This window comes from Trichocoleus sp. FACHB-40 (genome assembly GCF_014695915.1).
Classification (GTDB): Bacteria; Cyanobacteriota; Cyanobacteriia; order Cyanobacteriales; family FACHB-T130; genus Funiculus; species Funiculus sociatus.
In genome coordinates this window covers 57,677-70,294 of the sequence record NZ_JACJPF010000100.1, presented here as the reverse complement: position 1 = coordinate 70,294, position 12,618 = coordinate 57,677, and the positions used below count along the sequence as shown (strand labels likewise).

Genomic DNA, 12,618 nt, shown 5'->3' with positions numbered 1-12,618 from the left:
CGTATTTTCCCCATTGTTGAGCATAGTTCTAGATGGCAGGATATTAATAACTTAGGTAACTTTTAGGGCTTTATGCAGACAATCTCCGAATATCAAATCCAATCGACTCTGCACGAAGGTATCCAAACGATTATCTATCGGGGGCAGACCCCAACCCACCAACAGCCAACGATCCTCAAACTCCTCAAAGCGGAATATCCCACCCTCGAAGCCATCACCCGCCTCAAACACGAATATCAAATCCGGCAAAGCTTAGACCATCCAGGCATCGTCAAAGTCCTTAGCCTCGAAACCTTCAACAATCGTCAGGCACTACTTTTAGAAGACTTTGGTGGTAACTCCCTCGCACAACTGCTGCGAATAGAGAAACTCAACCTCACTACCTGTTTAAGCATTAGCATCCAACTCGCTAAAGCCTTAGACTATCTGCATAAAAATCAGATTATTCATAAAGATATTAAACCCAGTAACATCATCATTAATTCCCAAACCGGAATTGTTAAACTTACCGACTTCGGCATCGCTTCACGCCTAACTAAAGAAAGCCCACTAATTAATAATCCCAATTCAGTCGAAGGCACCCTTGCTTATATGTCTCCCGAACAAACTGGGAGAATGAATCGCACTCTCGACTATCGCACAGACTTTTATTCTCTCGGTGTCACCTTGTATGAAATGACCACCGGGAGGTTGCCATTTCCGAGTGACGATCCGTTGGAGATAGTTTACAGCCATATTGCTGCTCAACCCAAATCTCCCCACGAATTAAATTCTGAAATTTCCCCAGCCATCTCAGAAGTTGTGATGAAGTTGATGGGGAAAAATGCCGAAGATAGATATCAAAGTGCAGCGGGACTATTAGCAGATTTAGAAATTTGTTTTCACCAGTTAAAAACAAAGGGTGAGATTACTGATTTCATACCAGGACGGCGAGATGTCTTGAGTCAGTTGCTGATCCCACAAAAATTATACGGCAGAGAAACTCAGGTAAAATTACTTTTAGCCGCTTGCGATCGCATCAGTCAAGGAACCAGTGAATTGATGCTAGTTTCTGGTTACTCTGGCATCGGTAAATCTGCCGTAGTAAATGAAGTTAATAAGCCTATTACCCGACAACGGGGTTATTTTATATCCGGTAAATTTGACCAATTAAAGCGGAATATTCCTTATGCGTCATTGATTCAAGCCTTCGGCTCATTGATGCGCCAATTACTAACTGAAAGTGCTGCCCGACTGTCAAGATGGAAAACTAAAATCATAAGCGCTGTCGAGTCAAATGGGCAAGTAATTATTGACTTGATTCCCGAAGTAGAACTAATCATTGGCAAACAGCCAGAAGTGCCACAACTTGGGGCAACCGAATCGCAAAACAGATTTAATCGAGTTTTTAAAGAATTTATTCACGTCTTCGCTCAAAAAGAGCATCCTTTAGTCATATTTTTAGATGATTTGCAATGGGCAGATTCAGCCACATTGAAGTTAATGCAAGTGCTAATTGCTGACCCAGATAGCAAATATCTGCTATTCATCGGCGCGTATCGGGATAATGAAGTTAGTCCCACTCATCCTTTAATTCAAACAGTAGAAGAAATTCGTAAGGCAGGCGCAGTTGTTAATAATATTGTTCTGCAAGCGTTAGATTTATTTCATATAAATCAGCTAATTGCTGATACCTTAAATGATACGGGAAGAGTTAAACCTCTAGCAGAGTTAATTTGTAATAAAACTGCCGGAAACCCATTTTTTATAACGCAATTACTCCAGGCGATATATCAAGAAAAGCTTTTGAAATTTGATTTCAACCCCTTAATTCCTCCTTACCAAGGAGGGACACAGGGGGAATGGCAGTGGAGTATTGAAAAGATACAGGCGATTGGCATCACCGATAAAAGTGTAGTGGAACTGATTGCTTCTCGTATTGAAAAGCTGCCGAAATCAACACAAGAAGTATTGAAATTAGCTGCTTGTGTGGGGGACAGATTTACCCTAGATGTTCTTTCAATTGTCAATGAACAGTCACCCTCCGTCACTGCCAGCGAACTGTATCCAGCTTTACAAGCGGCGTTAATACTTCCCTTGAGTGAAGCGTACCGCGTTCCCTTAGTCTTTAACCAGTCAGAAGCGGTTGATTTGACTTTCGATACTTCGCGGGTTGGTTATAAATTCTTGCACGACCGCGTCCAGCAAGCAGCATATTCCCTGATTCCTAATACTCAAAAGAAAGCTATCCATTTAAAAATTGGTCAATTGCTCTTGCAAAATACGCCAATTGAGGAAATAGAATTAAACATTTTTGATATTATTAATCAGTTGAATTTCGGAATTGACACGCTCACCCAAGAGTCTGAAAAACATGAATTGGCGCGATTAAATTTAATTGCGGGACGTAAGGCAAAAGCTGCTACTGCTTATGAACCTGCTTTCAAGTATTTGAACACAGGAGTAAAACTTTTAAGCGTTGATACCTGGGAAAATGCTTATAATTTTACCTTGGTATTATATGAACAAGCAGCAGAAGCAGCTTACCTCAGTGGTGAGTTTGAACAGATGCAAAAACACGCTGAGATTGTGCTGCAACAAGCAAGAAATCAGCTCGATAAAGTCAAGGTTTATGAAGTCACAATCCTCACCTATGTAGCCCAGAATAAACTGCTAGAAGCTATTAAAATCGGGCTACAAGCGCTGAAGTTGCTGGGGGTAGACTTTCCCGGAGAACCTACAGATGCAGACATCGGTCAGGCGCTCTTCAAAACGGCTGCTCTACTCCCAGAAAAGGGCATTGAAGACTTAATGAATCTGCCCAAAATGACTGATGTTTACGCGCTGGCAGCTATGCGGATTTTGTATACAATAGCTGCTGCTACTTACGTAGCCGCTCCCAGGCTGTATCCGCTGATTACATTATCACAGGTTAATTTGTCTATTACTCACGGTAATGCGCCCGTGTCTGCCGTTGCTTATGCTACTTATGGTGTTATCCTTTGCGGTATAGTCAATGACATTGAATCTGGCTACCAATTTGGCAAATTGGCGTTAAATTTGTTGTCACACTTTAGTGATAAAGCAATCGATACCAAAGTATTTTGTGCCGTTGCACTCTTCGTAAATCACTGGAAGTTTCATCTGAGGGAAACTTTATCACTTTTTCAGCTAGGGCATCAACGCGGACTAGAAACTGGAAATTTAGAATCTACTGCTTGGAATTACTTTTTTGAATGTCAATCTTTATACTTAATGGGTCAGGAACTAGCTGCTTTGGAACCCAAGCTAGCAACCTATAGTAATGCTATCCGCCAAATCAAGCAGGAACTTCAGTTAAACTACAGCGAGATGCTACGGCAGGCCGTTCTAAATTTGATGGGGCGTTCTGTCGATCCGTGCCGTTTAATCGGTGAAACTTACGACGAGGAGCGATCGCTACCGCAACATCAAGAAGCAAATGATGTAATGGCGCTTTACTATCTGCACCTTTACAAACTGATCCTTCACTATCTGTTTGGACAGTATCCCCTAGCGCTGGAAAATGCAGCTTTAGCAATAAACTATTTAGGCGGTGTAACAGCACAGCCAGTTATTCCTCTCCTCGATTTCTACGATTCTCTAGTCCGGTTGGCGATGTATGCCTCCCTATCAAAGCCAGAACAAGACTGTGTACTGGACAAAGTGCAAGCCAACCAGGAGAAAATGCAGCACTGGGCAAATCATGCCCCAATGAATTTTTTACATAAATTATATCTGGTCGAAGCAGAACAATATCGGGTGATTGGCGAGAATTATCAGGCGATGGATTACTACGATCGCGCCATCAAAGGAGCCGCCGAAAATGGTTATATTCAAGAAGAAGCACTGGCTTATGAATTAGCTGGGAAATTGTATAAATCTTTAGGGAAAGAAATAATTTATCAGGCATACATAACGAAAGCATACTATGCCTATATCCGTTGGGGAGCTATAGCCAAAGTCAAAGACTTAGAATCCAAACATCCAATTCTGGTAGCACAAAGTCGTACTATAGAAGACCCGACCCTGGATGTCACCATCACTACGACTACGACTACCACTACTGGTAGCAATTTGACCAACTTTTTAGACTTAGCTACTTTTATCAAATCTTCGCAAGCGATCGCTAGTGAAATTGTCTTAGAAAAATTGCAGAGCAAGTTAATCAAAATTCTGCTGGAAAATGCCGCTGCTCAAAAAGGAGTGCTACTGCTAGTTAAAGATAACCAACTGTTCATCGAAGCTGCTGGTACTGCTACAAACAATGAAGTGACAGTTTTAAAATCGATTTCTCTTGAAACCAGTGAGGATCTACCCCTTTGCGTTATAAACTACGTCTTCAGAAGTCAAAATCATCTCGTCTTTAATGACGTGACTCAAGCAGAGCCTTTCAACACAGATCCCTACATTCAGAAAAATCAACCAAAATCAATTCTCTGTCTACCAATTATTTATCAATCCCAGGTGCAAGGAATTCTTTACCTGGAAAATAACTTGGCAGCAGGAGCTTTTACCCAAGAGCGGATAGAAGTCTTAAAAGTCTTAGTTTCGCAAGTCGCTATAGCTTTAGAAAATGCCCGTTTATATGCGCGGGAAAAAGAGAAATCTCAGCAGTTGCAACAATTTTTAGAAAAACTTCAGCAAACGCAAGCTCAACTAATACAGACTGAAAAAATATCCTCTTTGGGTCAATTTGTCGCTGGTGTTGCCCACGAAGTTAACAATCCGGTCAGCTTCATTGCGGGCAATTTGCACCATGCTAAAGAGTATGTTCAAGACTTGAGTAATCTGGTGAATTTATATCAAAAGCATATGCCGAATCCGCCAGGAGAAATTGCCGAAGAAATTGAGGCGATTGACTTAGAATATTTGCTGAAAGATTTACCCAAGATGATTTCCTCAATGAAACTTGGTACTGACCGCATTCGGGATATTATGCAGTCTTTACGCAACTTTTCGCGGGCAGATGATGCTGGGAAAAAGGCTGTGAATATTCACGATGGTTTAGAAAGTACGCTGATGATCTTGCAGCACCGCCTGAAAGCTAAATCAGACCGTCCAGCGATTCAGGTGCTTAAAGAGTATGGAGATTTGCCTATGGTTGAGTGCTACGCCGGACAACTCAACCAGGTATTTATGAATTTGCTCTCGAATGCGATTGAGGCGCTAGAGGAGTCTAACGCCCTTAAAACTTATGCTGAAATTGAGCAGCATCCGAACCTGATTACAATTCGCACATTCGTAACCAATAACCATCAGGTGGAGATTCGGATAAAAGACAATGGATTAGGAATGTCTGAGTCAGTACGCCAACGGCTATTTGACCCATTTTTCACCACTAAGCCGCAGGGTAAAGGAACTGGACTAGGACTTTCGATTAGCCACCAAATTGTTACAGAAAAGCACAGCGGGACATTGCAGTGTTTTTCATCAATTGGGGAAGGGGCAGAGTTTGCGATCGCAATTCCACTCAGTCTGTAGCGGGAACACCTTGGATAACTGGACGGACACCAGAACCTGGGAATGGATCTGGATTACCTAACCAGTTGAAGTCATTAATCCGCAAGCTGATGGAACCCAACTCTAGGACTGGGTTATAACGCAAGATGACGTTATAGGTGCGGCGGCTGTATTCCAGAAAATAGTCGGTACTGATGCTATCACCGGTATCTAAACTGATAGCTGTTTGAAAACCAGCGCGAAATGGCCCATAAATTTGCTGGGTGATACCAGCGTAAAGGACTTTAGTATCAACTAAACGGTCAAACAAGAAAGGCGATGTGCCATTACGGGCAACCTGAGACAAGCTGACATTAAACCCGGTGTAATCTAAGAAAGGCTTAGAAAAATGACCAATTTGCCCTTGTAGTCCGATGTCTGCACTCAAGGATGCTTGGGTATCGCTACTGCTGTAACCACTGTATACGCCAGTAGCGCTAGTAGTCAGTTGCAGGTAGGGAACAATTGGTACTGGTGTATATCGCAATCCTTCGGTAGGGGTGGCGGGTAAGGCTTCACCCCGCCACAGTGTAAAGGCACGGCTAAGGGTCGCACTACCTTGGTAGCGGTTGAGAGTGACGCGGTTGTTTGTCCGCACCGGGTCGAGCAAGTCTATGCGGTCGGTGTCGGCGTTAATAATTTGAGCGCCTGCTTGATAGCTGAGGTTAATGCCTGTGTTTCCTAGAGGAATTACAGGGGAAGTTAGGACTGCGCCTATACTACTCTGGACGGTTTGAAAGCCGAGGGAGCCGTTGAAGAGGCGATCGCGATAGCTATATTCCAGGTTCAGGGTGTGGGGGTAACGGGTGCCGATGGTTTGGCGCAAGCGCAGACTTGCCCGCAACTCGTCTTCTGCTATCTCTTCGGGATCTAGACTGGTGAAAACTGCCGTCCCCCTCAAAGTGGTAGTGGGACTCAGGGTGGCATCCAGCCTAGACCGGACACCAAATACCGATGGATCGATGTAGTCGCCCTCAGTAATTGCTTTCTGGATAAAATACTGCGGTGTGACGCGAAATAAAATCTTGTCAGTGGAAATAAGTTGAAAGGTGCGCTCGGCAAACACACCACCGCGATCGCCATCATCATACCCGAAGGTGACGATTCCAGGTTCGCGCTCTCTCCGGTCAATCAGTCGGCGATCTTGAAATATGGGAATGGAGAACCCCTGGTCGAAAACTAGGCGGGAGTTAGTGCTGGTAATTTCATCTACAAGGGGCGAAATTCTTCTGAATCTAGCTGTGTCTGCCCGTACCTCTAACTCTGGCGGTGAGAAGGGGTCGTTGGTAAAGCGAACGTTTTTAGCGATCGCGCCTTCGGAGTCGAAATCAATTCGATCCGCTTGAAAGCGCAGCCGATTCAGGGTGCCTCCCTGTTGAAAGGCAGACTGGTTTTGAATAGTTCTGCCAGCACCAAATACAGCGCCAAAGCCACCGGGGCTGCTGATATTCGATAACGGTTGGTTGGCGAGGATGCGATCGCTTAACGGTCGGGCAAAGGCACGGGTATCATTTGGTAATGGCCCAGAAAAATCCGTCCCAGCTGTGGGCTGATAAATTTCCCCACTGGCATTTAAGACAAAACCGCTATCTTGGGCAAAGAAGTATTCTAAGCGATCGCCTCTGATTGTTTGATCGCCCCGCTTCAAGGCTATATTCCCCTCGCCTACCACAATCCGATTTGGCAAGTTCAGCTGCACCCGGTCGGCATCTACTACCGATCCCTGGTATCGCAATAAAACATCGCCTTCGGCTGTCACAACTTGCCGATCTACCTCGTACTCCTGACGGTCTGAAGTTAATTCCACGACACTACCATTACTCTCAGTAGTGGGTGTTACGGGGGAAGGTTGCTGTGTCTGTGTCTTGGGTGGTGGTGAGACAGGTACTAATTCCTCCTCACTCCAGGGTTCGCCCTCCAAGGGGGAGGGGGCAACGGGTGTATCGGATTCTCTCGGAGTTTCTGGCGGTAATTCTAGGGGTAGCCTATCATCTTCGGATTCTCTCCCAGTTCCCTCTGACGGTGGGAGTGGGGATAGCCTGTCATCTTCGGCTTCCGTCGGATTCGGCTCTGGCGGCGGCTCTTTTGGCTGTTGATCTACACTTGGTAACTGGGATACGGACAGCGACTTTTGCAAAACAGGTGCTGCTGCCCGTTCTTTTACTGGTTCTGTCTTATTTTCAGAATTTCGATTTTTCGCAGGCGGCTGCTTTGCTCCAACGACAGAATGCCCCACTGAAATCGGAGAACCAAGCAGGACGGCACTTCTTTTAGGGATAGATATAGATGAGGAAGACTCCGGCGGTAGGGTTTCCGGCGGAGTCGGAGCAGCAACCGCCCCGGTTTGCATGGTTCTGGTGGAAACCGAGAAAAGAGTTGGAGTTGAAGCAGCCAGAGGAGCGAATTCCCCTGGCTGTGAGGTACTGACAATTGAAGGTGGTTCAGGCGGCGGGACTGGTTGGGGCATTTTCTAGCAACAGGAGTCGAGCGGACAGCACAAATGCCTATTCTCAACTGCATTCTGAGCAGCGTGCCTCACATTGGGCTGCTGTCCCGACATTGGCCTGAGGCATTAAGCGATCGCTGTTTATTCTAAATCCCGACGTTTCGGGTTACGAGCCGGATCATTGGACAAAAATCCAAACATAAAGAGCAGGACGAAGAAGGCAACGACTATATAAACAACTATTTTGAGGGTCAGCATACCGATATCTACTCCAGACGGGAAAGGCTGAATGTTGTTACCTTAAAGGCATGACAACTTTCTCATAATACCGAAATATTGCTTCATTTTTGACAAAGACCTCAAGCGTTGAATTCAGGGTCGTGCAAGGCTGCTCAAATTGCTTGACGATTCTGGAGTGCATTAAGTTTCACCAAGCGTCGTTGTTGAAGAAAGCGATCGCCCTCGTTGGCGACTCCTCCCGTCCAACTGATCCGGGAATCTTGGGGCTTTATCCGGAATTTAAGGAACTTAAGCTGATGTTAGGTTTCTAATGGTCTAGATTTTTCCTGGCTGAAAACTAATCGGATGCTGGTGGCAGAACGATAGGCTAAACACTTAAGTTTTTCCGAAAAAACCCGATCGGCTCTGGCTCAAATCTTTCTCACTCAGTTTTCCAAGGCTCAGGTCGCTCAATCAGATGGAGGTAATCGTGAACAGTTCATTAGCTCCCGAAAATTTTGAGATGTTCGCTGAACCTATCGCGGGTACAGTGGAGAAAACAATCGCTCCTAATCAGCCTGGACGAGTCAAGTGTCTTGGTACTTTCTGGCCTGCACGATTTATAGAGCCTGATTGCCAAGCCATTGTTGAAGCTGATGAGCCTGTGATGGTTGTTGGCAGACAGGATATCACTATGCTGGTGGTTCCAGTTAAGTAGATTTTTTTACAGAGTTACGCGATCGCTTCCTGGGGAAAAAATGCGATCGCTCTAGCTTTTCCCTTTTGCACCGTTAGTTTCTCCTTCCCTAACCAGCATCATTTCATATAAGTCACCGAGGGTATAAGTCATACCTGTATCGGGATTTTGTGGTTCTAAGGCTACGCGCAAAGTTTCCAAGGCATCAGCCTGAACTTTGGTGACACAAGCATTCTCAATGTCACTAACTGAGCTGGCTGGTAGACCGCAATAATTGTGCAACTCTTGGAGACTCCAGCCTTTTGTTTCTCTGGCTTTGCGAAGAATCTCTCCAACACGCATGATGCCCATTCGGTCGAATCGATACCGACCTGTACCGTCCTCCTGCACTCGACCTTTGCTTCCAGTATCAGACTTAATCAATTAGCGTCACCTCACTTATTTATCAATTGTATGCTGCTGAGAATGCTGAGAATATGGACTTTATCCGCAATTGCGGATAAGATAATAGAATTATCGGCATATGTATAGGGCAGGTTCGGGCGACAGAATTTATAGAGAATTTACTCACAACTAAGGAACGCATCATGGCACGCAGAACTCGCAGAACTCGCTCAAAGCAAGCAACTCGCCACAGCTTTATTAAAACGCGATGGTTTAAGCGTGCCAGCTTGCATATAACCAAGGAAGAAGCAGGGCAAGTTTTGGGGGTTCCGGCAAACCAGGTGAAGTGGATAAAGCACATGGCGCATCAGCTGTGCATAGTCTGGGAAAACGAAAAAGGGAAGACGTGCAGCAGCTTTTTTAGCTACAGAATTTTTCTGAGTTGGCAGCGACTCCTCATCGCCGCAATCCAAAGCTGCCAAAATTTAGAAGAATTAAACAGCCTTGGCGCAGTCATTGAGTATGAGTTTGCGCGGTTTAACTATCCGACAGAAATGGAAGATTTAATTTCGGATACCTTGAAATCCCATCATTTTGTATTAAAAGCGGCTGCTTGTTGCTAAACAGAGGTATAAAAATATTTGTTCTAAGTTGTAAGCATCATCAGTCCTCGAAAAGAGTATAAAAAACATCGTACTTTCGGCCGATCTGAGTACACAATAACTTTATTCAGACTTATAGAGGCTTTGTCGATGCAGCCGATTCGGACATTTAATGTTTCTCCTTCTCTGCCGCCGAGACTAGAACCCCTACGCAAGCTGGCTTATAACCTGCACTGGGATTGGAACGTCGAAACCAAAGAGTTATTTCGGCGCTTAGACCGCGACTTGTGGGAATCAAGCCGTCATAACCCAGTTTTGATGCTGGGAACCATCAGCCAAGCCCGATTAAAGGAAGTTGCTGAAGATGAAGGCTTTGTCGCCCAAATGGAAAGGGCTTCAATGCAGCTAGACGACTACCTGCAAGAGCGAAATTGGTATCGCAAAAACCGAAACTTGTCAAGTGGCAGCGATCGCGCAACTGACCAGAAAGAGTGCTACGCCTACTTTTGTGCGGAATTTGGTCTTACCGATTGCCTGCCTATCTACTCCGGAGGCTTAGGCGTTCTGGCGGGCGACCACCTGAAATCAGCTAGTGACTTAGGCTTGCCGCTGGTTGCTGTAGGCTTACTTTACCAAGAAGGGTATTTTGCCCAGTACCTCAACGCCGATGGCTGGCAGCAAGAACGCTACCCGATCAACGACTTCTACAATATGCCCCTGCACCCGGAGCGCAATCCTGACGGTTCGGAATTGCGGATCGAGGTAGAGTATCCAGGGCGCACCGTTTATGCTCGTGTTTGGCGGGTACAAGTGGGAACCGTACCTCTGTATCTGCTCGATACTAACATTGAGCCAAATAATTCCTACGACCACGACATCACCGACGAGTTGTATGGTGGTGACTTGGATATGCGGATTCACCAGGAGATGATGCTGGGCATCGGGGGTTTCCGGATGCTGAAGGCTTTGGGATATAAACCCACCGTCTATCACCTGAATGAAGGTCACTCAGCGTTTCTGATTCTGGAACGCATCCGAATGTTGATGCAGGACGAAGGTTTGACTTTTGCCGAAGCTAAACAAGTAGCGCAAGCTAGTCAGGTTTTCACTACTCATACACCAGTTTCCGCTGGATTCGACTTGTTCCCCCCAGACAAGGCTCTGTATTACGTGGGACACTATGCCCATAGTTACGGGCTTTCGCCAGAAGAGTTTCTCGCTCTAGGACGGGAAAATACCGGGGATTTGTCGTCGCCTTTTAGCATGGCAGCACTGGCGATGAAGACATCAAGTTTTGTTAATGGTGTCGCCCAGCTGCACGGGTTGGTATCGCGGATGATGTTTAAGGATCTTTGGAAGGACTTGCCCCTGGAGGAGGTGCCAATTACCGCGATTACCAATGGGGTACACGCCCGTAGTTGTGTGGCAAGGTCTACTCAGGAGCTATATGACCGCTACCTTGGCCCTCAGTGGTCTGATGCGCCTGCGGATGATAGTTTGTGGGAGCGGGTGCTGTCGATTCCGGATGAAGAGTTGTGGCGCAATCACGAGCGTCAACGGTCGGAATTGGTGGTGTTTGTCCGGGAGCGTCTAGTGAAACAGTTGCGCGATCGCGGTGCAACTCCCGGCGAAATTGCCCAGGCGCAGGAAGTGCTAGACCCAACGGTGTTAACGATTGGGTTTGCGCGACGGTTTGCTACTTATAAGCGGGCTAGCCTATTTCTCCGTGACAAAGAGCGAATCAAGAAGATTTTGCAGGGTAACAAAAATCGCCGGGTGCAGTTTGTAGTTGCTGGTAAGGCTCATCCCAAGGATATACCGGGGAAAGAACTGATCCGCGATATCATCCATTTCTCGCGGGAGGAAGGGATGAATATCAGTGTCGTGTTTATCCCAAATTACGATATCTATGTAGCTCGGTTGATGGTGGCTGGTTGTGATGTTTGGCTGAATACGCCCCGCCGTCCCCGCGAAGCTTCTGGTACGAGTGGGATGAAGGCATCAATGAATGGTTCGCCGAACCTCAGCATATTAGATGGCTGGTGGGATGAGGCTGATTATGTCCGCACTGGCTGGCCTATTGGTCACGGGGAAGACTACGACGACTTGAATTATCAAGACAACGTGGAGGCAAATGCCCTGTACGAGTTGCTAGAACAGGAAGTCGTACCGCTGTTCTATGAACGGGATGGTTATGGAATTCCCCGCCAATGGGTTGCGAAAATGAAGGATGCAATCCGGTTGAATTTACCGTTTTTCAATACTTCGCGGATGGTGCGCGATTATGCTGTACGGGGATATTTCCCGGCAAGCGATCGCTACTCGATTATGACCTCAAACAACTACGCTCCAGCTAAGGAAATAGCTTCTTGGAAGCAGCGGATGTTTGAACATTGGTATGACATCAAAATTGAAGAGGTTGATGTCTCTGAACCTGCTGGGGTTTTGGTTAATCAAACTGTTGGTGTCAAAGCTCGAATTAATCTGGACGCTCTAACTCCAGATGATGTGCAGGTGCAACTCTATCAGGGTGCTGTCGATGCTGATGGGGAAATTGTCAACGGTGTGCCTGTGGTGATGGAACACCAAGGTCAGGATCAACATAATTGTTGCATTTACACTGCTGATATTCTCTTCACTTCCAGTGGTTTACAAGGTTTGTCTCTGCGCGTTCTGCCGAAACATGAAAATTTGTCAACTCCTTATGAGTTGGGATTGATTCGCTGGGCGTAACAATTTTGGATTTTGCGGGGGCAAAGGAGTAGTCTGGG

The 12,618-nt window shown here is 46.0% G+C and carries 8 protein-coding genes; 5 read left to right on the top strand and 3 right to left on the bottom strand.

The features are described from left to right. Positions 1–72 precede the first annotated feature (72 nt). Entirely contained in the window at positions 73–5,481 is a 5,409-nt protein-coding gene (locus H6F63_RS22775; RefSeq protein WP_190639687.1) for an ATP-binding sensor histidine kinase, read from the top strand. Here H6F63_RS22775 and H6F63_RS22770 read toward each other — a convergent pair. Then, on the bottom strand, positions 5,471–7,966 hold the full coding sequence (locus H6F63_RS22770; protein ID WP_190639686.1) for a DUF3769 domain-containing protein: 2,496 nt from the start codon (positions 7,964–7,966) through the stop codon (positions 5,471–5,473). The two genes, H6F63_RS22775 and H6F63_RS22770, sit on opposite strands and share 11 nt — an antisense overlap. 120 nt (positions 7,967–8,086) lie before the next feature. Further along, on the bottom strand, positions 8,087–8,203 hold the full coding sequence (locus H6F63_RS22765; protein WP_190421628.1) for a photosystem II reaction center protein I: 117 nt from the start codon (positions 8,201–8,203) through the stop codon (positions 8,087–8,089). A 122-nt stretch (positions 8,204–8,325) separates the two neighbouring features. Here H6F63_RS22765 and H6F63_RS22760 point away from each other — a divergent pair, with 122 nt between their 5' ends. Together H6F63_RS22760 and H6F63_RS22755 are read left to right on the top strand one after the other, a co-directional pair. Further along, positions 8,326–8,496 (top strand): hypothetical protein, encoded by a 171-nt coding sequence (locus tag H6F63_RS22760; RefSeq protein ID WP_190639685.1) that lies wholly within the window; start codon positions 8,326–8,328, stop codon positions 8,494–8,496. Positions 8,497–8,654: 158 nt separating this feature from the next. Next, positions 8,655–8,882: an NfeD family protein gene (locus H6F63_RS22755; RefSeq protein ID WP_190639684.1), complete on the top strand. Its 228-nt coding sequence runs from the start codon at positions 8,655–8,657 to the stop codon at positions 8,880–8,882. A gap of 51 nt (positions 8,883–8,933) precedes the next feature. Here the strand turns inward: H6F63_RS22755 and H6F63_RS22750 are convergent, their stop codons facing one another. After that, positions 8,934–9,284 (bottom strand): helix-turn-helix domain-containing protein, encoded by a 351-nt coding sequence (locus tag H6F63_RS22750; protein ID WP_190442944.1) that lies wholly within the window; start codon positions 9,282–9,284, stop codon positions 8,934–8,936. 164 nt (positions 9,285–9,448) lie between these two features. On the opposite strand from H6F63_RS22750, the gene H6F63_RS22745 reads away from it, so the two are divergent. After that, complete coding sequence (locus tag H6F63_RS22745) at positions 9,449–9,868, top strand: hypothetical protein (protein WP_190639683.1); 420 nt, start codon at positions 9,449–9,451, stop codon at positions 9,866–9,868. 129 nt (positions 9,869–9,997) lie between these two features. After that, positions 9,998–12,580, top strand: a complete 2,583-nt coding sequence (gene glgP / locus H6F63_RS22740; protein ID WP_190639682.1) for an alpha-glucan family phosphorylase — start codon at positions 9,998–10,000, stop codon at positions 12,578–12,580. Positions 12,581–12,618: the final 38 nt, after the last annotated feature.